The organism is Pseudomonas sp. 32A, assembly GCF_052682255.1.
Window position 1 is genome coordinate 5,709,433 of record NZ_JBQYLY010000001.1, and the last position, 25,967, is coordinate 5,735,399.

Genomic DNA, 25,967 nt, shown 5'->3' on the forward strand with positions numbered 1-25,967 from the left:
CATGCGCTGGGTGTGTATTGTCTTCCCGCAATTGGCGCTGGACGGGGTGCTGCGTCTGCGCCCCGAACCGGATCAGCCGTTGGCCCTGTTGGCCGGCACGCCGCAGCGGCGGGTGCTGCAAACCGTCAATGAGGCCGCGCGCAAACTCGGCCTGCGCCCCGGCCAATCCCTGACGGCAGCCCATGCCTTGACCAAGGCCTTTGCCTGCGCCGAATACGAGCCGGCACAGATCGAATACTGGCAGCAATTTCTCGCCGCCTGGGCCTACCGTTTCAGCTCCCAGGTCAGCCTGTATTACCCACGAGCGTTGTTGTTCGAGATCGAGTCAAGCCTGGGCCTGTTCGGGCCCTGGCCGTTGCTCGAAGCGCGCTTGCGCAAGGAACTGACCGACCTCGGGTTTCGTCATCGCATCGTCGCCGCGCCGAACCCGGCGGCGGCGCGGATTCTGGCGAATGCCTACGACGGCCTTGCCGTGGCCGATGAGCACAGCCTGCAACAAGCCCTGGCGCCGATCCCCATCGACCGCGCCGGCCTCGACCCGCAAGCCGCCACCGCGTTGTCGCGTATGGGCTTGCGCACCCTGGCCCAGGTGCAGGCATTACCCCGGCATACCCTGGCCCGGCGTTTCGACGCGGCGCTACTCAAGCACCTCGATGCATTGTGCGGGCAACGGCCCTTGGCCCTGGCGTTCTACCAGCCGCCGGACCAGTTCGATGTGCGCATCGAGCTGAATTTTGATGTGCTGTCCCACCAGGCCTTGCTATTTCCCTTGCGCCGTTTGACCGGCGATTTATCGGCGTTCCTGTGTGGCCGCGACAGTGGCGTGCAGCGCTTTGACCTGCACCTGGAGCACGCCGCAGAACCCGACACCGTCATCAAAGTCGGCCTGCTCAGCGCCGAGCGTGACGCAGCGATGCTGTTCGAACTGGCCCGCGGCCGCCTGGAGCAGGTGCAAGTCACCTCGCCGGTGCGTGGCTTTCGCCTGGTGGCCCAGGACCTGCCGGTGTTTGTGCCTCAGCGCCAGGACCTGTTCGACGAGCGCCCGCAACAAACCCTGCCGTGGGAACAACTGCGCGAACGCCTGCGGGCGCGGTTGGGGGACGAAGCGGTGCAAGGCCTGCGCTTTCACGCCGACCACCGCCCCGAATGCGCCTGGCAACCCGGTGCTGATCTTCGCCCGTGCTCACCCTCAAACAACGTGCAACGCCCGGGCTGGTTGTTGCATGAACCGATGCCTCTCGCCGAGCAAGGTCTACACATCCTGATGGGCCCGGAGCGCATCGAGTCCGGCTGGTGGGATGGCGCCGATGTGCGCCGCGATTATTACCTGGTGCGCACTCGTGCCGGCCAGCAAGGCTGGGCCTACCGCACCGTGGGCGAAAGCGGCACGCTGTGGCTGCAAGGCTGGTTCGCATGAAGTACGCGGAGCTGCATTGCCTGTCCAACTTCAGTTTCCAGCGTGGCGCCTCCAGTGCCCGCGAACTGTTCGAACGGGCCAAGCAGCAGGGCTACGCAGCGCTGGCGATCACCGATGAATGCACCTTGTCGGGTATCGTGCGTGCCTGGCAGGCGGCCAAGGCAGTCGAGTTGCCGCTGATTATCGGCAGCGAGATGCGCCTGGAAAACGGCCCGAAGCTGGTACTGCTGGTGGAGAACCTGGAGGGCTATCAGCACCTGTGCCGACTGATCACCATTGCCCGCCGCCGCGCGGAAAAAGGTCACTACCGCCTGCTGCAGGAAGACTTCATATCCGTGCAAGGTTTGCTGGCGTTATGGATGGTCGAAGACACCGACACCCAGGCCCATATCCAATGGCTGCGCAGCACCTTTACCGATCGCCTGTGGCTGGCTGTGGAGCTGCATTGCGGCCAGAACGATGCCCGCCACCTTGAGCAACGCCTGAACCTGGCCGCCAGCCTGCACCTGCCGGCGGTGGCCTGCGGCGATGTGCATATGCATGTGCGTGGCCGCCGTGCCCTGCAAGACACCATGACCGCGATCCGTCATCACGTCCCGGTGGCCGAAGCCGGTGCGCGCCTGCATCCCAATGGTGAACGACACTTGCGCAGCCTCGATGCACTGGCCGCGCTGTACCCGGCGCACTTGCTGGAAGAGTCCCTGAATATCGCCCGGCGTTGCACCTTCGACCTTGGCCAACTGCGCTATCAATACCCGAGGGAACTGGTGCCCGAAGGGCAAACGCCTGAGAGCTGGTTGCGCACCTTGACCGAAGAGGGCATTGCCCAGCGTTGGCCGCACGGCGTGGACGCCAAGACCCTTGGGCAGATCAATGATGAGCTGAAGCTGATCACCGAGCTGGGCTACGAAAGCTACTTCCTCACCGTGCACGACATTGTGCGCTTCGCCCGCAGCCGTTCGATCCTGTGCCAGGGCCGCGGCTCGGCGGCCAACTCGGCGGTGTGTTTTGCCCTGGGCATCACCGAGATCAACCCGAGCCTGATGAACATGTTGTTCGAGCGCTTCCTGTCCCGGGAACGCAACGAGCCGCCGGACATCGACGTGGACTTCGAACACGAGCGCCGCGAAGAAGTGCTGCAATACGTCTTCCAACGCTACGGCCGCACCCGCGCTGCGTTGACGGCGGTGGTCAGCAGCTACCACGGCGCCGGCGCGGTGCGCGACGTGGCCAAGGCCCTCGGGCTGCCGCCGGATCAGGTCAACGCCCTGGCCGACTGTTGCGGGCGCTGGAGCGATGAGGCGCCGCCCCTGGAACGCCTGCGCGAAGGTGGCTTCGACCCCGACAGCCCGGTGCTGCGCCGGGTGCTGACCTTGACCCAACAACTGATCGGCTTCCCCCGGCACCTGTCCCAACACCCCGGCGGCTTCGTGATTTCCGAACACCCGCTGGACACTCTGGTGCCGGTAGAAAATGCCGCCATGGCCGATCGCACCATTATCCAGTGGGACAAGGACGACCTCGACGCCGTGGGCCTGCTCAAGGTGGATATCCTCGCGCTGGGCATGCTCAGTGCGATTCGCCGCTGCTTCGACCTGCTGCGCCGCCATCGCAATCAGGACCTCAGCCTGGCCACGGTGCCCAAGGAAGACGCGGCGACCTACGCGATGATCAGCAAGGCCGACACCATTGGCGTGTTCCAGATTGAATCGCGGGCGCAGATGTCGATGTTGCCCCGTTTGCGGCCGAAAGCGTTCTACGACCTGGTGATCGAGGTCGCCATCGTGCGGCCCGGGCCGATTCAGGGCGGAATGGTGCATCCGTACTTGCGGCGACGTAACAAGGAAGAACCCGAAACCTACCCGTCGCCGGAACTGGAAAGCGTGCTCAAACGCACCCTGGGCATCCCGCTGTTCCAGGAACAAGTCATGCAGATCGCCATGGTCGCCGCCGATTACACCCCCGGCGAAGCCGACCAACTGCGCCGCTCCATGGCCGCCTGGAAACGCCACGGCGGCCTCGAACCTCACCAGCAGCGCCTGCGCACCGGCATGCTGAAAAACGGCTACACCGAAGCCTTCGCCGCGCAGATCTTCGAGCAGATCAAGGGCTTTGGCAGCTACGGTTTTCCCGAGTCCCACGCCGCCAGTTTCGCCTTGCTGACCTACGCCAGTTGCTGGCTCAAATGCCATGAACCGGCAGCGTTTGCCTGCGCCCTGATCAACAGCTGGCCCATGGGTTTCTACAGCCCGGACCAGATCCTGCAGGACGCCCGTCGCCATCATTTGCAGATCCGCCCGGTGGATGTGCAAGCCAGTGACTGGGACTGCAGCCTGGAACCGATCGAAGGCCAGCAACCGGCGATCCGCATGGGCTTGCGGATGGTCTCCGGGTTTCGCGAAGAAGATGGCCGACGCATCGAAACCGCGCGTCAGGCACGGGCGTTTTTTGACATTGCCGACCTGGGCGAGCGCGCCCGATTGGACACCCGTGCCCAGGAACTGCTGGCGGATGCCGGTGCCTTGCGCGGCCTGGCCGGGCATCGGCACCGGGCGCGCTGGGAGGTGGCCGGGGTGCAGAAGCAACTGGGCCTGTTTGCCGGTGTGGCCAGCCCCGAAGAAGCGGTGGTGGAACTGCCGCCACCGACAGTGGGCGAAGACCTGTATGCCGACTACGCCAGCGTCGGTACCACCCTGGGTCCACATCCATTGGCACTGTTGCGCGATGAACTGCGCGCACGACGCTGCCGCAGCTCCAAAGAGTTGCTGCTGGTTGAGCATGGGCGCAACGTCAGCGTCGCCGGCCTGGTCACCGGACGACAGCGCCCGGGCACGGCCAGCGGCGTTACCTTCGTCACCCTGGAAGATGAGTTCGGCAATACCAATGTGGTGGTCTGGCGCGATCTGGCCGAGCGGCAGCGCCAGGCGTTGGTGGGTTCGCGGTTGCTTAAAGTGGATGGGCGCTGGGAGGCAGTGGGGGAGGTTCGGCACCTGATCGCCGGGCGCCTGACCGACCTGACCCCGTTGCTGTCGGGCATCAGTGTGCGCAGCCGGGATTTTCGCTGAACCGGCTCTTGCTCCTTCATACCGGCATAAGCAATATGCGATGAAACCAACCGCCGCTGTCGGGCTCAAAGTGTTCATCGCCGCCCACCTTTATCTTTTTGCCGAGCCGACTGATGCAGTTTTTATCCGATACCCATGGCTGTGATGGCTGGGCTGGGGAAATGGCCCAGAGGATTCGCGCATTCGACTGGTCCACTACCGACCTCGGCCCCATTGGCGCCTGGCCCTCCAGCCTGACCAGTGCCGTGCAACTGATGCTGGCATCGCCCATTCCTATGGTCATGCTGTGGGGACGGGCGGGTTACATGATCTACAACGACAGCTATTCGGTGTTTGCCGGCGGTCGCCACCCGTATCTGTTGGGGGCGCCGGTAGAACTGGGCTGGCCGGAAGTCGCCGACTTCAACCGCAATGTGGTCGACACCTGCCTGGCCGGCGGCACCTTGTCCTATCGCAACTTGCCCCTGGAGCTGTTGCGCGACGGCCGTCCGGAACAAGTGTGGATGGACCTGTATTACAGCCCCGTGGCCGGTGACGATCAGCAACCGGCCGGGGTCCTGGCGATTGTGGTGGAGACCACTGAACACATGATCTCCGAGCGCCTGCGCCAGGAACTCACCCACAACCTGGAGCAGCGTGTCGCGGCGGAGGTGCAAGCCCGTTCCGCCGCCGAAGAACAGCTGCGTCAATCACAGAAGCTGGAAGCCATTGGCGGCCTGACCGGCGGCGTGGCCCACGACTTCAATAATCTGCTGCAAGTGGTCTCCGGCAATCTGCACCTGCTGGCCCGGCATGAACCGGACAACCTCCAGGTGCAGCGCCGCGTCAGCGCCGCCATCGCGGCCGTGGAGCGCGGGGCCAAACTGACCTCGCAACTGCTGGCGTTCGCCCGTCGCCAGCCGCTGTCACCAGCGGTGTACAACCCACTGCGCATTTATGAAGGTTTGGGCGAACTGCTGCAGCGGGCGTTGGGAGAAACCATCCACATTGATGTGCAACTGCCCCAGAATCCGTGGTGCATTAACGTCGACCGCAACCAATTGGAAAACGCACTGCTCAACCTGGCGATCAATGCCCGGGATGCCATGAAAGGCGAGGGCGTGATTCGGATTACCGGCGAAAACATCATCCTCAATCCCCCTGATTGCGCCGGCAAAAGCATCAACCCCGGTGAATATGTGCGCCTGGCCGTCGCCGACAGCGGCGTCGGCATGTCACCGACGATCCTGGCACGGGCCTTCGAACCGTTTTTCACCACCAAGCCGAATGGGCACGGTACCGGCCTGGGCCTGAGCATGGTGTTCGGGTTCGTGCGCCAAAGTGGCGGGCATGTGGAGGTCGAGAGCGTGGAGGGCAGTGGCACCGTGGTGCAGATGTATTTCCCGCGCAACCTCGGAGAGCCGGAAAACCACGATACGCCCCTCGAGCCTGCACAACACAGCGGCGGCCAGGAGACCATCCTGGTGGTGGAAGACAACGAAGGCGTACGCGCGGCTGCGGTGGAATTGCTCGAAGAGTCCGGCTACACCGTGCTCACCGCCGAAGATGGCGACCGGGCCATGCTGATGCTCCAGGCCGGCCTGCAACCGGACCTGATTTTTACCGACGTCGTGATGCCGGGCCGGGTCAAAAGCACCGACCTGGCCAAGTGGGCGCGAGAGCAAATGCCGGCGATAGCGGTGCTGTTTACCTCCGGGCATACCCGCGACATCCTCTCCAGCAACCATCTGCTGGGCAACGACATCCACCTGCTGAGCAAACCCTATGGGCCGGATGAATTGGCGCAACGGGTGCGCTCGGTGCTGACCTCCCGAATGATGTGACGGATGGAGATCTACCCCGCAAAGCCAATCCACTGTAGGAGCTGGCTTGCCTGCGATGGCGGTCTATCAGACCCCCCATCTGGCAACTGACACACCGCCATCGCGGGCAAGCCCGGCTCCCACAGTTGATCTTCACTGCCTTGAACACACCGATAAGGTTACCCATGACTTCCCAGCGCAATCTTCCCCCAGACACCTCACTCACCACCCAACGCCCAGGCTTCGTGCGGGTGCGGGGTGCCCGGGAACACAACCTGCGCAACGTCGACGTGGACATCCCCCGTGATGCCCTGGTGGTGTTCACCGGCGTGTCAGGCTCCGGCAAGTCCTCGCTGGCATTCTCCACCGTCTACGCCGAAGCCCAGCGCCGCTACTTCGAATCCGTCGCGCCCTACGCCCGTCGCCTGATCGACCAGGTTGGTGTGCCCGACGTCGACTCCATCGAAGGCCTGCCACCTGCCGTGGCCCTGCAACAGCAGCGCGGCACACCCAGCACACGGTCCTCAGTGGGCAGCGTCACCACCTTGTCCAGCCTGATCCGCATGCTCTACTCCCGCGCCGGCAGCTACCCGGCGGGGCAACCGATGCTCTACGCCGAGGACTTTTCCCCCAACCTGCCCCAAGGCGCGTGCCCGCAATGCCACGGCCTGGGCCGGGTGTACGAAGTGACCGAAGCCCTGATGGTGCCCGATCCGTCCCTCACCATCCGCCAACGCGCCGTGGCGTCCTGGCCACTGGCATGGCAAGGCCAGAACCAGCGCGACATCCTCGTCACCCTCGGCTACGACGTCGACATCCCGTGGCGCGACCTGCCGAAAAAGCAGCGCGACTGGATCCTCTTCACCGAAGAAACCCCCACCGTCCCGGTGTACGCCGGCTTCACACCTGCCCAAACCCGCGACGCCCTCAAACGCAAACTCGAACCCAGCTACCAGGGCACTTTCACCGGTGCCCGACGCTACATCCTGCACACCTTCACCCACTCCCAAAGCGCCCTGATGAAAAAGCGCGTGTCGCAATTCATGCAAGGCAGCCCATGCCCGCTGTGCGAAGGCAAACGCCTGAACAAGGCCGCGCTGTCGGTGAAATTTGCCGGCGTGGACATTGGCGAACTGTCGCAAATGTCCCTGCTGCAACTCGCCGAGCTCCTGCGCCCGGTGGCTGAAGGGCAGGGCGATAAAAAGCTCTCCGTGGAAAAACGCCTGGCTGCCCAACGCATCGCCCAGGACCTGCTCGAGCGCGTCAGCACCCTGACCGACCTCGGCCTCGGCTACCTGGCCCTTGAGCGCAGTACACCGACCCTGTCCTCCGGTGAACTGCAACGCCTGCGCCTGGCCACCCAGCTGGGCTCGCAACTGTTCGGCGTGATCTACGTACTCGACGAACCTTCCGCCGGCCTGCACCCTGCCGACGGCGAAGCCCTGTTCGCCGCCCTCGACCGTCTGAAGGCCGCCGGCAACTCGCTGTTCGTGGTGGAACACGACCTCGAAACCATGCGCCGGGCCGACTGGCTGATCGACGTGGGCCCGGCTGCCGGCGAACACGGTGGCCAAGTCCTGTACAGCGGCCCACCCGCCGGCCTCGCGCAGATTGAAGCCTCGCAAACCCGCGAATACCTGTTCGCCGAAAAGCGCCCCGTCAGCCAACCACCGCGCCAACCCACCGGCTGGCTGAGCCTGGAAGGCGTCACGCGCAACAACCTCAACGACCTCAGCGTGGACTTTCCCCTCGGGTGCTTCACCGCCGTCACCGGCATTTCTGGCTCGGGCAAATCCAGCCTCGTCAGCCAGGCGCTATTGGAACTGGTAGGCGCAGGCTTGGGCCGCGTCGTGGAAGCCGAAGACGAACCCAGCCTCGAAGACGACTCCCCACAAACCAGTGGCGGCCGCATCAGCGGCGGCCTGGAACACATCCGCCGCCTGGTGCAAGTCGACCAGAAACCCATCGGCCGCACCCCACGCTCCAACCTCGCGACATACACCGGGCTGTTCGACAACGTGCGCAAACTGTTCGCCGCCACACCCGCAGCGAAAAAGCGCCATTTCGATGCCGGGCAATTCTCTTTCAACGTCGCCAAAGGCCGCTGCCCGAACTGCGAAGGCGAGGGTTTTGTCAGCGTTGAGTTGCTGTTCATGCCCAGCGTGTACGCGCCGTGCCCGACGTGCCACGGCGCGCGGTACAACCCGGAAACGTTAGCGATCAAGTGGGAAGGCCTGACCATCGCCCAAGTGCTGGGGCTGACGGTTGAACAGGCGGTGGAAGTTTTTGCCGAAGAGCCGGGTGTGCTGCGCCCGCTGCAAGTGCTGCGGGATATCGGCTTGGGGTATTTGCGCCTTGGCCAGCCGGCGACCGAGTTGTCGGGCGGAGAGGCGCAGCGGATCAAGCTGGCAACCGAGCTGCAGCGTAATGCGCGGGGCGCGACGTTGTATGTGCTGGATGAACCGACGACCGGGCTGCATCCGCGGGATGTGGACCGGTTGTTGAGCCAACTGAATCATCTGGTGGAGGCGGGGCACACGGTGATTGTGGTGGAGCATGAAATGCGTGTCGTGGCGCAGAGTGATTGGGTGATTGATATCGGGCCGGGGGCCGGGGATCGCGGAGGGAAGGTGGTCGTGAGTGGCACGCCGCAGAAGGTGGCGAAGAGCAAGAGCAGCCGGACGGCGCCGTTTTTGGGGCGCGAGTTGGGCTGAGTTTTGCTCGACATGCGCCAGGTTCGCCGGCAGCTTCGTGATTGCCCGAGCGTTCGGTAGACTGCGCCGATTTTTTCTGACTTCCCCATCTTGTGAATAAATGGCCCTATGAGATACGTCGAAAATGGATCTTTTATCGATCCATTTCTCTTCTTATAGTCGGCCAACGCCCCAAGCAGTTAACAGCGGTCATTAGTTCAGCTGTGGGGTTAGGTTTCTCATTTGCGGAAGTTGATATGAATTATAAAAACGGCTCTATCAGTATCGGCGTGTCTGCACTTTTAGTGCTGTCAGTTCTGCGTTTATCCACTAACCAACCCCCAACCCGGGAAGAGTTTGTAAAGTATCCATCTCTCCGACAGAAGTGGTTCACGATATGCGACGCTCGCAGCAACCTTGCCGAGCTCAATGATGAAGGCTGCAAGCATTTACGCGAATGGCAGGCGGCCACCAAATTTCCCGTACTGGACAATTTGATGAATCAAAACCTGGGTAAATAGCTGGCTGCCATATGACTTTTTCAGTTGGCTGGAGCATCCAGCTGGAATCCGGAAGTCATCATCGCCCCCTACCTGCGCCCCTCAATGCTGCGCACCAACGCCCCAAAAAGCTCACCCCGCGGCATCTCGCTCAAGGGAATATTCGCCTTCTCGAACCACTCCCGATCCGCCTCAGGATGCGGGCTACTCAGAACCACTACCCCCTTTTCATAGGTGTAACGCGCTGCCGCCACATCCCCATTCCGGTAGGTCGCAATGGTTGAAGAAGGCAAGGTCGCGTCAGGCTTGGGAAAGTAAGGCCCATCCTGATAAAAGACGCTATCGGCTTTCCCATCCCACACAACGTTCACCGCCGCGTCCGCAATGCTCGCGACCTCAAACCCAGGCCTGCCCGCCTCTGAATCAAGGTCGTAGGGTATCAGGCCAAAATTGCTGTCATCGGCCAGATACGCGCCCATACACAGCCCCAGGTAGCGCCCACCCTGGGCGACAAAGTCACGAATGGCTTGCACCCGCGCATCCCCCAAACTATCAAGCGCCGCAGGGATGTCCTGACCGCCGCCGGGTTGAACGTAGAGGTCATAACGAGCGAGGCTTTGCGGCGTGATGTCGATCGATTCATCAGCACCTACAAAGTCAATCTGCGCATTCGGGCGGACGCGCAGCAGGGCTGTTTTAACCTTCTCTGAGCATTCATCGCAGCCCGCGGGGCCTCGGTAGATCGCGACATGGGTGATGGGGGTTGCGGCTTGCACCGAGTAAGGAAGCAGCGTGAAAAACGCAAAAAGCGTCGCGGCGATGGCGTGCAGATTCATGGTTGTAGGGCCGTCTTAAAGCTGATTGGGTCCGATCGGACTTTGTGAGTCAAAGCCTAAAGCTAATAGCCACGTGAAGGCGTGAACATTTGTAAATCGGCCAGTGTTGCTTGGCCCAACATTTTCCAGGCTGGCCCAATACATCGGCTACGGATGTGTTTGGAGAAGGGCTATGCAAGGTGCAGTAACGCCGGATGGGTTGGCGTTGTTCGCTGCTTTTGTCCGATTGCTGCCATTGGTGACTGGCTGCAATCGGCCATAAGCAGCCATTAGTATGTGATCGTTATCTACCCATTACTGTCGCTCGCAAGGGGCGGCTATCAGTAACAGACAATAACTCGAAGGTGCCCGCGAGCCCAAGAACGACTCCGTCACAGACGGTCTGGAAACTGAGCTGGTTATGGACACCGAGCTTGGGTTTTTGACACAACGGAACTGGTCTCTAAACCGCAGCTGCCACGACGACTTTGCATGTTTGGCCACCCCGTTTGCTTCAATCGAGTGTCCGTAGTGTTTCAACGATAAGTGACCGCACCCAGCGATGGCCTGCGTCGCGCTGAGTTCGTTCATGCCAGGCCAAGATTTTTCTGAAGCCTGGAATTTCAACAGGCGGCTCTATTGATTTGAGCCCGATGTTGTTCACTGCCAATCGACGCGGCACGACAGCGATTATGTCGCTGTACGTTAGAATTTCTGGAAGTACCAGAAAGCTGGTCACCGACACTGTCACTCGACGTGATCTTCCAAGTTTTTCCAGAGCATCATCCGTCACTCCATGAAAACCGCCCCCTGCCGGGGAAACCAAGGCGTGATCCAATGCGCAGAATCGATCCAGTGAAAGCCTGCCATTCAGCGCATCTGGGTGATCAGTGCGCATTACGCATACATAGCTTTCATCAAAGAGTGCGATAGCATGCAATCCTGGTGTTACCGCTTCAGGGGTAACCAATGCGAGATCGATCTCACCTCGATCCAGCTGATTTTGAAGCTCTTGATGATCCACGGGCTGGACACTAACGCGGATGTTCGGCGCTTGTATTCTTAGCGCGTTGAGAAACGGTACGACCACTGCACGCAATGCATAGTCGGTCGAAGCAATCCTTATCGTCATGCTCGCCGTCAACGGATCAAAGCTTTGCGGCTGAAGCATACCTTCAATATCTGCCAGCAATTTCTTAACCGGCGCTGCAAGCTGCTCTGCACGCGACGTCGGCACGATGCCGCGCTGGGCGCGCACGAACAGCGGATCGGCGAAGCTTTCTCGGAGCCTGCTGAGCATGCCGCTCACAGCAGGCTGGGTGAGCGATAGTCGATTTGCGGCTCGCGTAACGCTGCGTTCATCAAGCAACGCATCCAGTGCTTTGAGGAGGTTGAGATCTAGATTTCTGATATCAGGATTCATGATGCGCAAAATAAAACATAGCGATTGGTCTTATTTCTAGCCTACACCCATCATGGTCTCAATTCATCAACTGAGCGCTGCATAACCATGAATCAGATCATTTGGCCTGAAGGCTACCTGCCAGGTTTTACCGAAAACTTTGTCTCTAACGAGGTCATCATCGCGGGATTGAGTGCCGCACAGGTATGGCCTCTGCTCACCCAGGCGCAGAGATGGCCGTCGTACTACGCCAACTCGGCAAACATCCAGTTTCATGATCACATCGGGCCGGATCTGCAAGACGGGGTATTTTTCTACTTCGAAACGTTCGGCTTTCCGGTCGAGGCTTTATGCAATGAGTGCGTGCCGCCAACTCTAACCTCTCCAGGACGAATTGCGTGGCATGGGTGGTCGGGTGAGGGTGACGCTCGGCTGGACGTTCACCATGCCTGGCTTATTGAAGACCTATCTGGTGGACGAGTGCGCATCCTGACTCAGGAAACACAGAAGGGTAAACCAGCGGAGAATCTCGCCAAGGCCAAACCCAATCCGATGATCAACGGTCATCAGGAATGGCTGGACGGCTTGGTGGGTGCGGCACGCTTGTCTCCCAGCCTTTAACCTCTGAATTTAGTCTTTAGCCGTGGGCCTCAGATGCGGTCAGATTAGGCATTCTAAGTCCGGCCCCAGAGCATCCGTGTCTCAGCTCTGGGGCGATTCGACAAAAGCCTGACGACTTCCCTGCGTTATCCGCAATATTTGAACTTCATTCCAACGGCAGCGGACGATCAATGATCACGTGCTTCATCACCAACGTCGATGTCAGACGCTGTACGTTGGGTAACCTCGACAGTTCCTCATCGTATAGTTTTTGAAATGCAGGAAGATCTGCTGTCACCACCATCAGCAGGTAATCAGGATCGCCAAAAAGTCTCTGAGCTTGGACGATGTAAGGAATTCGCGGTAAAGCATCTTCAAAATCAGCTACTGCTTTTTGGTGTCCCTCTCGGAGCGTCACGAATACCAGGGACGAGAAATTGAGTCCTAACTCAGTCGCGGATAGTTGAGCTCGATAACCCTTGATCACTCCCAGATCTTCCATCGCCCGAACGCGTCGATGGCATGGAGACAAACTTAGACCTACGCGGTCGGCCAGCTCCGTCAGTGACTGACGGCCATCTTGCTGCAGTTGCGCAAGAATCTTCTTGTCTACACGATCCATTAAGAAAAACCTTCTAATTCGTTCAGCTTCTACAGGTATCTTCGAAAGATAATACCACTTCGCTTTCATTATCCTTCTATCACGGTTTTTCAGGGCCAAGCGGCGCTTTGAATTGATGGAAGAGGAAGGATTTGATCGTGAGTGTTTCTCTGATTATGGCGTTTTGGGCCGTATCATTTTTGTTTGTTATCACGCCTGGGGTCGACTGGGCCTACGCGATTTCGGCAGGTTTGCAAGGCCGCGTCTTACCCGCCGTAGTCGGCATGGTTTCCGGCCATCTTGTGGCCACGCTGATCGTCGCCGCAGGTGTGGGGGGAGTGCTGGTCAAAATTCCCTATGCATTGCTGACGTTAACGCTGATGGGGGCCGCCTATCTCTTATGGCTCGGCCTTAACATGTTGTTCAAGCCTTCGCTGCCTGCTCAAGGGGCATTCCGCAATGAAGGTGCCGGGATGGCCTGGGCGATGAAGGGACTATGCGTCAGCGGTCTCAACCCAAAAGTCCTATTGTTGTTCCTGGCGCTGCTACCTCAGTTCACTGATGCGTCAGCCGCATGGCCAGTAGGGGCTCAGATTGTCGCTTTAGGCCTGATTCATGGTGTTAGTTGCGGTGTCGTCTATCTCGCGGTCGGCTATGGCGCTGGTGCGGTGCTTGCTTCACGGCCAGCAGCGGCAATTAATGTGAGTCGGATATCGGGAGCCGCAATGATCGTAATCGCTGTGGTTCTAGCTGCCGAGCGGCTGGTCATTTGAATTGAGGAAGCGAAATGTCTGATCAAAATATTGCCCCCTATAACAGCCCGCGTCGCGGTAGGGTACGAATTCCACATTTATGGGATATGAAGGTACAGGGTCAGAAATGGGCCATGTTGACTGCTTATGACATGTACGCAGCGTCGGTGTTTGAGGCGGCAGGAATTCCAGTGCTGCTCGTAGGCGATTCCGCTGCCAACAACGTGTTTGGACATAACTCGACGTTGGCAATAACAGTTGACGATATGCTTCCTCTTGTCAGAGCGGTTTCGAGCGCTACCGAACGGGCGTTGGTCATTGCCGATTTGCCTTTTGGCTCTTATCAGGGATCGCCTGAGCAATGCTTCCATACCGCAGTGCGCTTCATGAAGGAAGGCGGCGCTCATGCCGTAAAGCTCGAAGGAGGGATCGAGATGCTTGCGCAGGTAGAGATGTTGGTAGCCGCTGGCATACCAGTTATGGCCCATATCGGTTTTACCCCACAGGCAGAACATCAGCTGGGCGGATACCGCATCCAGGGCAAAGGCGAAGACGCGCAGCGGTTGATTGACTTGAGCGTTGCCTTCGAGCGTGCTGGGGCGTTTGGCCTGCTGATAGAGATGGTGCCAGGCGATGTAGCAACGAGGATCACCGAGACAGTCTCCATCCCTACCGTAGGAATTGGTGCTGGTAATGGCTGCGATGCACAGGTGCTTGTCTGGCAGGATATGGCGGGACTAAGGGAGGGTCAGTTGCCGCGATTCGTCAAGCAGTATGCGAATATGAGAAAGGTGATGAGTGACGCTGCTCAAGCCTTTGCTAAAGATATCGAATCGGGCTCTTTCCCTGGGCCAGAACATACTTTTTAGAGCATCGGAGATCGCAATGAGCACACTGCGCCAGAAGGCGATAGAAGGCCTTGAGGAAGGTGACACTTTTGAAATCAAACGCACTTTTTCGGACGCAGACATCGCCCAGTTTGAAGCGCTATCGCGCGATCACAACCCAGTGCATTCCAATGCCATGTATGCAGAGGCCAAAGGCTTTGATGGTGTTATCGCTCATGGCTTGCTGACGGCGACATTGATCACAGAGATCGGAGGGCAGTTGGGGTGGTTGGCTACCTCAATGAGTTTGCGCTTCAAGCGCCCCGTTTATATGGGGGACGAGCTTACCTGCGTGTGGAAAATTATGGCGATCGATGAGGGCAATCGGGCTGAAGCCGAGGTAATCGTGACCAACAGTAGCGGCCTGGCTGTCTTGCTCGCGGAGACGACAGGGCTAATTCCCGATGACGCCGAGAGAAAACTACTCGCATCAATGACTGTTGATGAGATCTAGGCTTATCAGGGCGATGCAAAAACGCCTTTTGTAGAGAATTTAAAGATGCATGGCTTACTAAAATTAATTATTCGACCGGAAACGGAAAAGGCAGACGCCGGATTTCTCGTTTTAGCCGCTTTCGTTGGTGGCGCAGCGGGAGTATTGCTGGCCTACAAAGTGTCGCTCTCGGTGGGATTGCCCTTCGCACTTTGTGCAACCGTAATGCTTCATCTCACCTGGCGGACGCCAGGTTTATCCCCAAACGACACAAAAATCGGGCCGTGCTGACGTATAGCATAACGGGAATAGTGGGGCCGTCTGATCGGTGAAATCAATCAAAGACCTGCTAAATGATTCCCCCTTTAATGGGCACTTTTATGAATCGCACATGACCGCTTTTGGCCGATAGCAGCCGGTCGTTCCGTAAGCTGCACGCCATCTGTTGAGCTGGCAGTATCGGCCCGAGAGGGGGAGATCAAGGTTGATCCAGGCGCGCCCATTTGCTTGTGGAACAGCAGGATCAGTCATGTGATTGCCCTTATCGGCTCGTACTGTCCGCCTTCAATCGTCAATTGTCCTGGTTCCAACCGGGACGTGCTTAACCACCATTAGCCCGGTTGAACTGCCAACGTGTGGAACGACCCGCTATGCCGGTAAGTCTACCTGTATCTACTCATGGGTAAGGTACAGCGCAATGGATAAGACAATCACCGTCGATCAACTAGAGACCACCGACCTTGGATCAATCAACGAAATATGGCTTGGCGAGACGCATACCCAGCTATGCCTATGGCGTGGCGAACAGGTCTTCACCCACGAGATGATGAGCGAGGGCACCCACGATCAGAATGTCCAACGCCTGTGCTTGCAGTTGGTCAACCCTGACGATCAAACCGCCGTAGCCAGCGTCGAGGTAATTGTGCGCGAACGGCTGAGAAAAATGGGGAAGGAGGGCGAGTTTTACCCCGCAGAGGAGGCTGATACTCATCAATAAGAAGAGGGGTATCGGTCATTCAGGGGGAGTTGGTCCAAGGCCTGTTGTCGCTTGGAGGCGTATCTTTCGATGATGATCCTGGAACGCTTAGGGTGACTCACTCAATTCAGTAACACCATGGAGCAGCCAACGGGTTATGGATATCGAGTTTCGCGGTAATGGCATGCGTGATAACCCGTCTGTAGGTATATGAATCGCCCCTGATTTCATAGGCGCGTTATGGATTCAACCGGTTTGTGTAGCCATCCAGGTCAAAAAACGATGGAGCTGAGTCGTAAACTTCTTCGGCTTGGCATCCGGGTTCCTTGCCTGGGACAAGAAAAAAGAGATCTGCATCCTCATACTCGGGTAATGCTGAACAAACTGCTCTACCAGCTCTTCCAGTGTTTGCGGCCACATCAGGTCCTGTTCAGAGCGAAGCACTTGAGTTGACCGGATGAGTTTGCGCGAAGCTTCTCGCTGCAAGCGCAGCGATTGCGTCGGTGTGGTCGCTTGGTCGATAAGGTCGGCATACCGGGTCAGTACGGATTCAAAGTCACCATTCACGGCAATGGCGATATCGCGTGACGGCTTGAACCGGTCGAAGCGTTGGGTCAGATCATTGCCCCATAAGCAACGACAGTGATGCTTGAGCCAATACCCCCAGCTCAATCGATTGTCAGGTGCCAATACTTCAGCACGACTACCGATATCGAAATCGATCTTGGTGACTTCGGCATGCCGACTTTCCAGCGTGCGCCTTTTCGACTCCAGCATTTCCAGATCCTGCGACGTGGGAGGGCTGTGCAGAATAAGGGTTAGGTCAAGGTCGGAAACCCCAGGCACGGCGTCGCCTCTCGCGACACTGCCATACAGATAAATCCCGTCCAGCAGAGGTTCCGGCCGCGCGAGCGTCATGCAAACGTCCGTCAGCAAAGCCTGAAACTGTGGCTGCATCTCGACGTTGGACACGGTGAGGATATAACCGTCCGCATCAATGCCACGAGGTTGGAGTCGTTCCATAAAGCCGTCCGTGAGTGGTGTTCAGTAAAAATCGGGGTCAAACCCCATCAAGACGTGCGCCGGCCTTCCAGGCTGGAAAACACATACATACCCGCCAGCATCGCCACTACGAAGATGAGAATTTGCCAGTGCCCGGTAAACAGAATGGCGACCGCAGGCCCAGGGCAGATACCCGAGAACAAACACGCTGACGGCCAGCCCGATCAAGGCGCCTGCGCCTAATGAAGCCCAAGGCGTGAAGTTGATCCAATCAATGCTCATTTTGCAGTTCCTGCACAGGAGGGTGGGTGAGGGCTGTTGATCAGCGAAGCATCATAACCATCCGCGCGGGTCGGGGTCTGTGCAAGTCAGATTTTGCTGCCGCCCCCATGGAATGGGTGAAACCCTGCTCCCAGTACTAAAGGAGGTGTCAATGCCCGCTAAAGGACCATTTCGGTCTGACGCCATAGGTTTAGGCTCAGCTTTGTGATCGTCAACGATGACAACAAGACGCGCCGCATCACCTGCGAGATGAGTAGAAAACCTCACTGACTCCCGTGTCTCCATAATAAAAAGAGGATTTATCATGAGTAGCACCTTCTTCATTCCTTCCGTGAACATGATGGGCATTGGCAGCCTCGACGAGGCGATGCTCGCAATCCGCAAGTACGGGTTCCGCAAAGCCTTGATCGTCACCGATGCCGGCCTGGCCAAAGCCGGCGTGGCGGCCAAGGTCGCTGGCCTGTTGGCCCAGCAAGACATCGACTCCACCCTGTTTGATGGCGCCAAACCGAATCCGACCGTCAGCAACGTGGAGAAGGGCCTTGAACTGCTGGCCCGCAGCGACTGCGATTTCATTATTTCCCTGGGCGGCGGTTCACCCCACGACTGCGCCAAGGGCATTGCCCTGTGCGCCGCCAACGGCGGGCACATCAGCGACTACGAAGGCGTGGACCAATCCGCCAAGCCACAAATGCCCCTGATCGCCATCAACACCACCGCCGGCACGGCGAGTGAAATGACCCGTTTCTGCATCATCACCGACGAAGTCCGCCACGTGAAAATGGCCATCGTCGACCGCAACGTCACGCCCCTGTTATCCGTTAACGACCCTTCGCTGATGGCCGCCATGCCCAAAGGCCTGACCGCCGCCACTGGCATGGACGCACTGACCCACGCCGTCGAAGCCTACGTGTCGACCGCGGCCACGCCCATCACCGATGCCTGCGCACTCAAAGCCATCGAACTGATCTCGGCCAACCTGCGCACCGCCGTTGCCCAGGGTGACAACATGACCGCCCGGGAAAACATGGCCTACGCGCAATTCCTTGCCGGCATGGCCTTCAACAATGCTTCGCTGGGTTATGTACACGCCATGGCGCACCAACTGGGCGGGTTCTACGACCTGCCTCACGGCGTGTGCAACGCGATCCTGCTGCCTCACGTGTCGAGCTTCAACGCCAGCGTATGCCCGGCCCGGTTTAAGGATATCGCCCATGCGATGGGGGTTGAGACTCAGCAGCTGGATGCGGAGAAGGGTGCTGCGGCGGCTATCACGGCCATCCGTAAACTGTCTGCGGATGTGGGGATTCCGAGCGGCCTCGTCGAACTGGGTGTGAAGGCTGACGATATTCCTACCCTGGCAGCCAATGCGATGAAAGATGCCTGCGGCTTTACCAATCCGCGTCCTGCCAATCAGGATGAGATCGAGCAGATTTTTCATACGGCGATGTGATTGATGTGACGTGATGCTGGAGAGAACGCCCCGCCTTTGGTTGAAGTGCGGGGTGTTTTTGTTGGCTGACCGATAGGGTTGAAGTGGGTCAATGGCTTGGCCGGCGGCAGCCTGTCATGAGCTGCTATTGTCGGCCAAAAGGGGACAGTGATAGAAAAATAAACATGTCCCCTTTTCGCACCTTTTTGCAAAGCGGTCTCTGGGTAACGACTACTTTCCACCCACAGCGAACTGTCGGCACATGAGTAATTGGACAAGAGGGGCACTCAAACACGAAAGTTATATCCGTAATTTTTCTCAAATTTAGTGCCTCCCCCCTCTGACGGATTCCGCTTTAATTTGACGCCAAAATTGTAAGTAGTACTACCAATGGATGAAATGAGTTCTTGCATTGTTACAAGCTCCGGGATGAAGGTTTATTATGTTGAAGTCAGTGCGGAGCTAATGCTTTTTTGCAAGCTAGCTTTGGTCGTTGTTGATATTGGGTCGCGACCACTCAGCACTCTCAATCTCATCAGGACTCACACCAAACAGTTTGGTAAATAGTTCCTTCACCTTATCCTTAACTTCCGAAGGTTCATATTTTTCAGAGAGCCAGGAGAAATCTTATTTAAATTCACCGCTCTGTATTATCCATTGTCTAATTAGGTCGTACTGCATGAGGTTGCCATAAAAAGTATTGAATGTGCTATGGATGTTTTTTTCCGACTTCCCCTCTTGCCGCCTAGGGTAAATTCCAAAGTCATCTGCTTTGTCACTATAAAGTGAAAGATTTTTCAGCCAGGCCTGAATATAGCTCTCAGCATAGGGCCCTACTTTGTGCCGTCCTGTCCAGCAAAAAAACTCAGGCTGCTCAAGCTTGAAAGTATTAAATTTTAGAAATTCTGAAAATATGACTCTAACTGGCTGGTTTGTTTCCGAGAAAGAAAATGTACTATGTTCTCTCATCAGTGCTTGTAATGTAGGCTCCTTATATACCCATTCGGAAATAGCTCTCGCAATATCTAATGGATGGTGGTATCCACAAGCGTCCGCTAGCAAAGCACTTGCGTTAGTATATTCTTCTTTAGAGTACTCCCTGATGTAATCCTTAAGTTCGGGGTGCTTGTTTTTTATAGCTTGACATAGATATGTAAAGCGTATTGCTGGTTGAGCTTGATATGAAAAATTCTCATAATCTTTAATTTCAAATGGAAACCCTTCGCCAGGGTTTAATGCTAAGTCGCATGTTAATAAGAATAGTGCTACTAATGGGTCGTCGATGCAATCAGGAAATTTCGCACTAGTGTGCTCGATAAAGTACTTGAAGGCTGAACCGTATACACCATCAAGATAGCCTCGTGCGCCATAGTCCGCAAAGGACTTGCTAGGGTTAGAAAAATGCAAAAACTGGAGCTGTATAAATCTCGCTTGCCCCTCTAGTACATCTATTCCGGTAATTTGAGGCAGGTATACATCTGAGCGCCAGTGGTAGTTAGCAGATTTAGACAGCTTTAACTGTTCTATAGGCTTCCTCCAGAGATCCGTATCCGGCAAGCATATAACCCCATCGAAGGTTGTCGTCAAGACATGCAGGCAGCATGAATAGGCAATATAAAAGGTATGCCCTACAGACTCAAAATGATTTTCCTTTATGATTTCCAAAAGAATTTTTGGGTTCATTATAATTGCGCGATAATAATTCAGGTCTAACGTATTATTTACTGCAATGTTTGCATTGAGGATAACCTCTTCTTCAGCGGTGCGACCTTGCCGCATCTGGTCATCGCTCCAATCTTTGAGTGACTTACCAAACTCTCCACACTTGACTATATCTCGAAGATGCCCGACGTTAACGTGTGCCTGTGCGGGGAAACACATGCTAGAAATAAAACCTGAAGTCGATCCTATGTGCTGCCACCAATGAACCGTTTCATGAATATATGTTGAATAAGCCTGGATTTCATCCCATGTGATATCTTCAGTTTTTTTTGTCGTGGCACTGTCAACTAACCCATGATTTATCGGGCTGAGTCTTAGAACAAATTGACCAATATTATATAAGCCATGAGCGTTTAGGCACGCAGCTAGAGATTCTGGAGTTTTGATTTCCGAATTGTAGGAGTAGAGAAGAGAGCTTTTTATTTCGTCCATGTAATGCTCATATTTGAGTGTAAGGTTAGCCGTTGAGGTGATAGTGGCCTCAGGCTGATAGGTGAATCATCCTAGATCATCTCGGGGTGCCAGCTTATACAATCACGCCCCATTCGTTGATCAGCACAGCGTTGCCTAGTGATCCATATCTGGAGCAAACTTTCCAGCCTTTTCTCTGTAACCTCTCTGAAATCCTCTTTACTCCAGTTTAAAGGGCTATATCAAATCCATATGGTGGATTAAGAAAAATCATGAATCAGAGAATCGGCTTTTTGCTTTCCAGGTTCATTCCCGTGATTCCCACCTGGTTTCCTAGAGTCGTCGGAAAGTCTATTCTCCGCCGAAAGCGGCTCGTTGTGAGTGGCAACTTTCAGCCAAAAGCAGTCGCTCACGATCATTCGACTAAATCGTCCCCGATACCATAGCCGCCTCCAAACCTCAAATGGAGCGTTTGTGAACGTCCTCTGCTGGCCGACCCTTTCCGGCCGGTGACAGGCAGAAAAAAACGGCCAAAGGCCGTTACCTAGCTGGATGTCATCCGAATTAAATCACTTGAAGCCATTGGCGACGTTCGTCGACTGAAAAACGGCATCGAATGCGGGGCCATTGAACGTCAGAGACCTGAAACCTAGGTCTAGAGTTTCCCGCTATGAGAGATAGCTCTAGATCATGGCGGCATTGGTAATGGAAGCCGCTAGCAAAAATTCAGATACGGCTGCTAGCGGAATTCGCGCTATGGGCTATCTTTTGTGCCAGCATATTGGAATCACGATTTAAAGCGCAGGTGATTTAGAGCCAATAAGGAAGGGCTGCGGTGTTTTCAAAAGCTGATGGCTCGATACAAGCGCTGCTTAATCATCCCTTGGGTGAGCAGCTACAAACGGAAGGTTTACGACATGTCTAGATGTACAGCACCGGTACATGGTCATCGTTCGGCAAGCGCAAGAGCAGCGTGTCCCGCATGTGGCAGCGGATATAGCGGGTACGGATCGCGATCGTATTCATCTTTGCCCTACGCACCATCCTATTCGTCTCCGTCTCATGGCGGGGGTGGTCGCAGTAGCGGGGGGTCATCCAGCAGCGCAAAGCCGCGCTGGTCGAAACCCGGATCCTCTGTGGCGTACACCTCAGCCGAGGTACGAACACTCACACCGGTACGCGAAAATGTCGAGAGGCGTGCGACGGTACCTGATCTACGTGACGTCTTTCTTTGTCACGCCTGGGACGACCGGAAAGGATCCGCGAAGGAGCTGCATGATGTACTCGAGTCGCTCGGTGTTTCCGTTTGGTTCAGCGAGAAAGATGTCCTTCTAGGCTCGTCGTTACTGCGTGAAATTGATAAGGGATTGGCGAAGTCGCGAGTAGGAATTGTGCTGGTGACCCCTGCTTTGCTGCGCCGCCTAGCAGCCGAGGGCATCGCCGACAAAGAGCTTTCCGCTCTCCTCGCAAGGGATCTGCTGGTTCCCGTCATTCACGACACAACATACGAATCGCTGCGCGAAGTTAGTCCTCTACTCGGTTCGAGAAGCGGCCTGAGCACTGCTGAAGATACGTTTGCAGATATCGCGGCCAAGCTTGCCGAGTTGGTGGCCCCGTAGCTTCACTGCCCATGCTACGGCTTTACTTATAGGCACGTTATCAACCGAAGGAGTTGAACACATGAGTATTAAACCCGGTCCCAAACCGATTGCTGAATCCACCGGCAAAAAGGACCAGCGCCGTCGTGTTACTGAAGAAAATAAACGCAAACATCCTGATCTGGAACTACATAAACACAAAAAAGGTGACTGAAATTAAATGCAATGAGAGGGGGTTAGTCATGCAAGTTAGGCCGCTTATTGCCGGCTGCCAACGGATTTCGATCCATTTCAGCCGTTCGTGAGTGTAGAAATCGGCCAGAAGTGGGTCTTGGACATGCAGGTCGTACGTCAGTAATGTGCTCAAGACTCATGTCGCTCTCGCTCTCGCCTCATGTCGAGCTTCTGGCGTGCCACTCAAACCAATAAGGAGCTACGCATGGATACGGAAGGGAAGTTTCAGGTCACCTGCATCGTCTGCTTACAGTTAAAGCACTCAGCGAGAATTAATCGAAAATGACTCTAGTAGCAGCTTGGGTTAGGCATTACGGAAAAACTAAAGAACTGTATATAGCGAGCGACTCACGATTGAGTGGCGGAAGAGCATGGGATATTGGCACCAAAGTATTAGACCTAGGGCGAGGCGACTCCGTTATCGCATTTGCAGGGTCTACGGCAAATGCTTATCCCTTAATGCTACAGCTTCAAACAGCAGTTCGAATGCACCCTAAAATCCGGTCAAGGGCTTATGAGCTGACAGAGCTAAAGGGTCACGTCCTGCGAATATTTAATGCCATGTGGAAGAGTATTACAAGTCTACCAGTAGGCCAAAAAATACCCGACGCAGCAGAAGTCAGCTTTATTTTGGCTGGGTATTCCTGCAAAACGCAGTCATTTAAAATATGGACTGTATATTTTCACGAGCAATCAAATGAATTTCAATTTCGCGAAGCGTCTAAACATCGAAAAAAGGGCGGCGGAAATAAGTACTTTGCGTTTATAGGGGATGACGCAAATCTCGCAAACGAAAGAGTCTACGAAATGCTCGGCGAAAGAAATAGAATAGAAGCTGTCGGAATGGTAATGGAGCCATTTGAAGTGCTCATAGAATATATTAGGGATGCCACAAAGCCTTATATTGGAGGTTGTCCGCAGGTCTACAAAATTTATACGCATCTAAATACACTGCCATATAACATATACTGGCCAAGCCGCGAATCTAAAACGATAGCTTTTGGGGGGAGGCCTTTGCTGCCATATGAAAAAAATGAATACCTAGTAATTGATCCAGATACATTAGAAGTGGCAGTTCCAGAATGGCTTACAACGAGCGCTTAACAAATGGTTTAAACCGTCCGACTAGATCTCGCCCGTATATATCTCCATGCTCACGTATGCCCACTCTCTGCGCTCCTTCCGGCGTCGCTTACCTTGTCGTTAGCGTCCGCTTCTGGCCGGAAACCGTTATTGAGTGCAGCATGAGCAGCGGATCACTCAACTGAGACAGCGTCATCGTCGTCAAGACGCTGTAGATACCTACAGCGTCTTGACGACTAATTGAGAGCGCTAGTTGATCGTCTGGACCACAGCCGATTCAGCTACACGGCACCTCCCGATCCATCAGCTTGCCCACCAACAGCATCCCTAACTCACTCAGCTGGTGAATCGCCAACGCCACATCACGGTCTTTCCCGCTCAGCTCGTCCGACAGATCAAGCAGCAACGCGCTGACCGAGGCAAAGGTTTCATAGCTATTGGTGATCAAACTTTCACTGCTGGCATCAGCAGCCACACTGAACAGCGCACCCGACGGCGGGGCGGTTTTGGCGGAGGAGGGATTGAGATAATGATCCAAGGCACGGTGCGCGGCTTGGTTGAGTTTCAAATCGGGAGTTCCCGGAGGATTTGGCGTTACCTTGAACATCGTTAAGTTCCTTGCTCGGGCTTCCACCCCGTTGCTACTAAACGAGGGGGTGGCAGCTGTACGCAGGTTAGTAGACCGGGGGAACCTAACAAAAACCGGCGCGCCCGAGGGCGCCCTACGCACAGCCACCATCAAGCACAGACAAGGACGTCCGACAGATGAAGCTCATGCACACGTTAGGTTGAACCTCGGGCTACTAAACCCGATCACTGAGTTTTCAGCGACCGAGCAACCTTAGAGACGCCCACCCAGGTGCACAAGCCGGCGGATTCTGACGCAACTGTAGGCAATGGAGCAAGGCGCTGTGCTCACTGCCCCAAGCCACGGGACTGAAATCCATCAGTCCCGTTTTTCTTTCTCAGGCCGGTTGCGCCGCCAAGCTATTACTCACCTTGCGCCCCAACACCAGCACCGTCACAAACCCAGCGCCCACCAACGCGGTCGCCAAACTCAACAGCACCGAAGTCCCCATCTTGTCGACGATCTGCCCGCCAAAGAACGAGCCGACGGCAATGATCACCTGGAACAACGCCACGAACAGCGGCATGCCACGTTCCACATCCTTGGGCGCCACCACGAACATCCAGATGCTTGCGCAAGCCGGGAAGGCACCGAAAGCGAAGCCCCACAGTGCGATCAGCATCACGGCGCCGCTCATGCCGGTGGCGAAGTAGGGGAACAGGGCGGTGCTGGTGCCGATCATCAGGGCTACCAGCAGCAGGGTGTGGCGCACGCTGCGGTTGGCGGCGAAGCCGGCGAAGACGTTGCCCATTACGCCGGCCACGCCGTAGAGCAGCAGCAGGGAGCCAATGGTCGGGCCGTCGAAGCCGGAGCTGTTTTTGAAGAACGGGGCGACGTAGGTGTAGGCGGCAAAGTGTGCCAGGCCGATCAGCAGCACGGCGATCAAGCCCACCCGGGCTTGTGGGTTGATGAACAGGGCCGGCAGGTCGGCGATGCGGATGGCTTTTTCCGGTTCAAGTCGGGGCAGCAGGAACATCTGCGCCAGCAGTACCGGGATGCCCACCAGCGCGGTGACGAGGAAGGTCATGCGCCAGCCCATCAGGCCGCTCAGCCAGGTGCCGACGGGTACGCCGAGGACGGTGGCCAGGGTCACGCCCATCATGATGATCGAGGTGGCTTTCGCTACGCCTACACCCTTGGGCGCCAGGCGGCCGCTGAGGGCGATGGCCGTGGCCCAGAAGCCGCCGATGCTGATGCCCAGCAATACGCGGCCGAACAGCAGCAGGCTGAAGTCGCTGGCGTAGGCCACCACCATGTTGGCGATGATCATGATCAGGGTCAGGCCGATCAGCAGGTAGCGGCGGTCCATGGCGCCAATGCCCACCGACAGCAGCGGGGCGGCGAGGGCGGCCATGATGCCGGGCAGGGTGACCATCAGGCCGGCGTGGCCGGCGCTGATGCCGAGGTCGGCGGCGACGTCGTTGAGTACGCCTACTGGCAGGAATTCGCTGGTGACCAGGGCGAAGGCGCCCACGGCAACCGAGAGAATCGCCAGCCACTGTTGCAGGACGGTTTGTTGATTATGTTCGGGGAGGCCGCTAGGGGCCCGGCTTGCGCTTGGCATGGTGTCGGGTTCCGGGAGGATATTTCGCCTGAGGACAGACGGGAGGGAGAAAGTGGAGGCGATTATAG

21 protein-coding genes and 2 pseudogenes are annotated in these 25,967 nt (G+C 56.7%); 14 read left to right on the top strand and 9 right to left on the bottom strand.

Annotation, left to right across the window (positions count from 1 at the left end):
* Nucleotide 1: 1 nt before the first annotated feature.
* From ACUN0G_RS26225 to ACUN0G_RS26245, 5 genes are all read left to right on the top strand, one after another.
* Nucleotides 2–1,417 carry a Y-family DNA polymerase gene (locus tag ACUN0G_RS26225; RefSeq protein ID WP_445574705.1) on the top strand — a complete coding sequence of 472 codons (1,416 nt, stop codon included), beginning with the start codon at nt 2–4 and terminating at the stop codon, nt 1,415–1,417.
* Nucleotides 1,393–4,482 (top strand): error-prone DNA polymerase, encoded by a 3,090-nt coding sequence (locus tag ACUN0G_RS26230; protein ID WP_445574706.1) that lies wholly within the window; start codon nt 1,393–1,395, stop codon nt 4,480–4,482. The genes ACUN0G_RS26225 and ACUN0G_RS26230 overlap by 25 nt, the downstream gene beginning before the upstream one ends.
* Before the next feature lie 113 nt (nt 4,483–4,595).
* Nucleotides 4,596–6,305 carry an ATP-binding protein gene (locus ACUN0G_RS26235; RefSeq protein ID WP_445574707.1) on the top strand — a complete coding sequence of 570 codons (1,710 nt, stop codon included), beginning with the start codon at nt 4,596–4,598 and terminating at the stop codon, nt 6,303–6,305.
* Between the two features lie 164 nt (nt 6,306–6,469).
* Nucleotides 6,470–8,998, top strand: a complete 2,529-nt coding sequence (locus ACUN0G_RS26240) for an excinuclease ABC subunit A (protein WP_445574708.1) — start codon at nt 6,470–6,472, stop codon at nt 8,996–8,998.
* A 236-nt stretch (nt 8,999–9,234) separates the two neighbouring features.
* Nucleotides 9,235–9,498, top strand: a complete 264-nt coding sequence (locus ACUN0G_RS26245) for a hypothetical protein (protein WP_177019859.1) — start codon at nt 9,235–9,237, stop codon at nt 9,496–9,498.
* A gap of 68 nt (nt 9,499–9,566) precedes the next feature.
* Here ACUN0G_RS26245 and ACUN0G_RS26250 read toward each other — a convergent pair whose 3' ends face one another.
* A complete protein-coding gene (locus ACUN0G_RS26250) occupies nt 9,567–10,313 on the bottom strand; it encodes a BPL-N domain-containing protein (protein ID WP_445574709.1) in 747 nt (248 codons plus the stop codon).
* Between the two features lie 493 nt (nt 10,314–10,806).
* Nucleotides 10,807–11,715: a LysR family transcriptional regulator gene (locus ACUN0G_RS26255; protein WP_008430215.1), complete on the bottom strand. Its 909-nt coding sequence runs from the start codon at nt 11,713–11,715 to the stop codon at nt 10,807–10,809.
* Between the two features lie 87 nt (nt 11,716–11,802).
* Here ACUN0G_RS26255 and ACUN0G_RS26260 point away from each other — a divergent pair, with 87 nt between their 5' ends.
* Nucleotides 11,803–12,315: an SRPBCC domain-containing protein gene (locus ACUN0G_RS26260; RefSeq protein ID WP_003212637.1), complete on the top strand. Its 513-nt coding sequence runs from the start codon at nt 11,803–11,805 to the stop codon at nt 12,313–12,315.
* Nucleotides 12,316–12,460: 145 nt separating this feature from the next.
* Here ACUN0G_RS26260 and ACUN0G_RS26265 read toward each other — a convergent pair whose 3' ends face one another.
* Nucleotides 12,461–12,916, bottom strand: a complete 456-nt coding sequence (locus ACUN0G_RS26265; protein WP_003212635.1) for an Lrp/AsnC family transcriptional regulator — start codon at nt 12,914–12,916, stop codon at nt 12,461–12,463.
* Nucleotides 12,917–13,053: 137 nt separating this feature from the next.
* Here ACUN0G_RS26265 and ACUN0G_RS26270 point away from each other — a divergent pair, with 137 nt between their 5' ends.
* From ACUN0G_RS26270 to ACUN0G_RS26285, 4 genes are all read left to right on the top strand, one after another.
* Complete coding sequence (locus ACUN0G_RS26270) at nt 13,054–13,668, top strand: LysE family translocator (RefSeq protein ID WP_445574710.1); 615 nt, start codon at nt 13,054–13,056, stop codon at nt 13,666–13,668.
* 14 nt (nt 13,669–13,682) lie between these two features.
* Nucleotides 13,683–14,516: a 3-methyl-2-oxobutanoate hydroxymethyltransferase gene (panB, locus tag ACUN0G_RS26275; RefSeq protein ID WP_421551354.1), complete on the top strand. Its 834-nt coding sequence runs from the start codon at nt 13,683–13,685 to the stop codon at nt 14,514–14,516.
* A 16-nt stretch (nt 14,517–14,532) separates the two neighbouring features.
* Nucleotides 14,533–14,988 (top strand): MaoC family dehydratase, encoded by a 456-nt coding sequence (locus ACUN0G_RS26280; protein WP_167663260.1) that lies wholly within the window; start codon nt 14,533–14,535, stop codon nt 14,986–14,988.
* Nucleotides 14,989–15,664: 676 nt separating this feature from the next.
* The gene (locus ACUN0G_RS26285; protein WP_167663264.1) at nt 15,665–15,964 is read left to right on the top strand and encodes a hypothetical protein; all 300 of its coding nucleotides are present in this window, start codon (nt 15,665–15,667) and stop codon (nt 15,962–15,964) included.
* Between the two features lie 225 nt (nt 15,965–16,189).
* Here ACUN0G_RS26285 and ACUN0G_RS26290 read toward each other — a convergent pair whose 3' ends face one another.
* The 3 genes and pseudogenes from ACUN0G_RS26290 to ACUN0G_RS26300 form a co-directional block, all read right to left on the bottom strand.
* Nucleotides 16,190–16,966 carry a nucleotidyltransferase domain-containing protein gene (locus tag ACUN0G_RS26290; RefSeq protein WP_445574711.1) on the bottom strand — a complete coding sequence of 259 codons (777 nt, stop codon included), beginning with the start codon at nt 16,964–16,966 and terminating at the stop codon, nt 16,190–16,192.
* Between the two features lie 47 nt (nt 16,967–17,013).
* Nucleotides 17,014–17,139 (bottom strand): annotated as a pseudogene (locus tag ACUN0G_RS26295) (DUF6691 family protein); the annotation flags it as partial.
* 1 nt (nt 17,140) lies between these two features.
* Nucleotides 17,141–17,227: pseudogene (locus ACUN0G_RS26300) on the bottom strand (YeeE/YedE family protein); the annotation flags it as partial.
* Between the two features lie 304 nt (nt 17,228–17,531).
* Here ACUN0G_RS26300 and yiaY point away from each other — a divergent pair.
* Nucleotides 17,532–18,680, top strand: a complete 1,149-nt coding sequence (gene yiaY, locus ACUN0G_RS26305) for an L-threonine dehydrogenase (protein ID WP_102368759.1) — start codon at nt 17,532–17,534, stop codon at nt 18,678–18,680.
* A gap of 606 nt (nt 18,681–19,286) precedes the next feature.
* Here yiaY and ACUN0G_RS26310 read toward each other — a convergent pair.
* The gene (locus ACUN0G_RS26310) at nt 19,287–20,813 is read right to left on the bottom strand and encodes a hypothetical protein (protein ID WP_445574712.1); all 1,527 of its coding nucleotides are present in this window, start codon (nt 20,811–20,813) and stop codon (nt 19,287–19,289) included.
* Between the two features lie 1,115 nt (nt 20,814–21,928).
* On the opposite strand from ACUN0G_RS26310, the gene ACUN0G_RS26315 reads away from it, so the two are divergent.
* The 3 genes from ACUN0G_RS26315 (at nt 21,929) to ACUN0G_RS26325 (ending at nt 23,728) form a co-directional block, all read left to right on the top strand.
* Nucleotides 21,929–22,411, top strand: coding sequence for a toll/interleukin-1 receptor domain-containing protein (locus ACUN0G_RS26315; protein WP_445574713.1), 483 nt, complete (start codon nt 21,929–21,931; stop codon nt 22,409–22,411).
* 61 nt (nt 22,412–22,472) lie between these two features.
* On the top strand, nt 22,473–22,604 hold the full coding sequence (locus tag ACUN0G_RS26320) for a hypothetical protein (protein ID WP_445574714.1): 132 nt from the start codon (nt 22,473–22,475) through the stop codon (nt 22,602–22,604).
* 302 nt (nt 22,605–22,906) lie between these two features.
* Complete coding sequence (locus ACUN0G_RS26325; RefSeq protein WP_445574715.1) at nt 22,907–23,728, top strand: hypothetical protein; 822 nt, start codon at nt 22,907–22,909, stop codon at nt 23,726–23,728.
* A gap of 256 nt (nt 23,729–23,984) precedes the next feature.
* Here ACUN0G_RS26325 and ACUN0G_RS26330 read toward each other — a convergent pair whose 3' ends face one another.
* Nucleotides 23,985–24,314, bottom strand: a complete 330-nt coding sequence (locus ACUN0G_RS26330) for a DUF6124 family protein (RefSeq protein ID WP_445574716.1) — start codon at nt 24,312–24,314, stop codon at nt 23,985–23,987.
* Between the two features lie 358 nt (nt 24,315–24,672).
* Nucleotides 24,673–25,899: an MFS transporter gene (locus ACUN0G_RS26335; protein ID WP_003209751.1), complete on the bottom strand. Its 1,227-nt coding sequence runs from the start codon at nt 25,897–25,899 to the stop codon at nt 24,673–24,675.
* Nucleotides 25,900–25,967: the final 68 nt, after the last annotated feature.

What these genes read in the sequence shown, in the direction of transcription:
- ACUN0G_RS26225 (WP_445574705.1), top strand. Translation starts at nt 2, where the DNA reads ATGCGCTGGGTGTGTATTGTCTTCCCGCAATTGGCGCTGGACGGGGTG.
- ACUN0G_RS26235 (WP_445574707.1), top strand. Translation starts at nt 4,596, where the DNA reads ATGCAGTTTTTATCCGATACCCATGGCTGTGATGGCTGGGCTGGGGAA.
- ACUN0G_RS26240 (WP_445574708.1), top strand. Translation starts at nt 6,470, where the DNA reads ATGACTTCCCAGCGCAATCTTCCCCCAGACACCTCACTCACCACCCAA.
- ACUN0G_RS26245 (WP_177019859.1), top strand. Translation starts at nt 9,235, where the DNA reads ATGAATTATAAAAACGGCTCTATCAGTATCGGCGTGTCTGCACTTTTA.
- ACUN0G_RS26250 (WP_445574709.1), bottom strand. Translation starts at nt 10,313, where the DNA reads ATGAATCTGCACGCCATCGCCGCGACGCTTTTTGCGTTTTTCACGCTG.
- ACUN0G_RS26255 (WP_008430215.1), bottom strand. Translation starts at nt 11,715, where the DNA reads ATGAATCCTGATATCAGAAATCTAGATCTCAACCTCCTCAAAGCACTG.
- ACUN0G_RS26260 (WP_003212637.1), top strand. Translation starts at nt 11,803, where the DNA reads ATGAATCAGATCATTTGGCCTGAAGGCTACCTGCCAGGTTTTACCGAA.
- ACUN0G_RS26265 (WP_003212635.1), bottom strand. Translation starts at nt 12,916, where the DNA reads ATGGATCGTGTAGACAAGAAGATTCTTGCGCAACTGCAGCAAGATGGC.
- panB (WP_421551354.1), top strand. Translation starts at nt 13,683, where the DNA reads ATGTCTGATCAAAATATTGCCCCCTATAACAGCCCGCGTCGCGGTAGG.
- ACUN0G_RS26280 (WP_167663260.1), top strand. Translation starts at nt 14,533, where the DNA reads ATGAGCACACTGCGCCAGAAGGCGATAGAAGGCCTTGAGGAAGGTGAC.
- ACUN0G_RS26285 (WP_167663264.1), top strand. Translation starts at nt 15,665, where the DNA reads ATGGATAAGACAATCACCGTCGATCAACTAGAGACCACCGACCTTGGA.
- ACUN0G_RS26290 (WP_445574711.1), bottom strand. Translation starts at nt 16,966, where the DNA reads ATGGAACGACTCCAACCTCGTGGCATTGATGCGGACGGTTATATCCTC.
- yiaY (WP_102368759.1), top strand. Translation starts at nt 17,532, where the DNA reads ATGAGTAGCACCTTCTTCATTCCTTCCGTGAACATGATGGGCATTGGC.
- ACUN0G_RS26310 (WP_445574712.1), bottom strand. Translation starts at nt 20,813, where the DNA reads ATGGACGAAATAAAAAGCTCTCTTCTCTACTCCTACAATTCGGAAATC.
- ACUN0G_RS26320 (WP_445574714.1), top strand. Translation starts at nt 22,473, where the DNA reads ATGAGTATTAAACCCGGTCCCAAACCGATTGCTGAATCCACCGGCAAA.
- ACUN0G_RS26325 (WP_445574715.1), top strand. Translation starts at nt 22,907, where the DNA reads ATGACTCTAGTAGCAGCTTGGGTTAGGCATTACGGAAAAACTAAAGAA.
- ACUN0G_RS26330 (WP_445574716.1), bottom strand. Translation starts at nt 24,314, where the DNA reads ATGTTCAAGGTAACGCCAAATCCTCCGGGAACTCCCGATTTGAAACTC.
- ACUN0G_RS26335 (WP_003209751.1), bottom strand. Translation starts at nt 25,899, where the DNA reads ATGCCAAGCGCAAGCCGGGCCCCTAGCGGCCTCCCCGAACATAATCAA.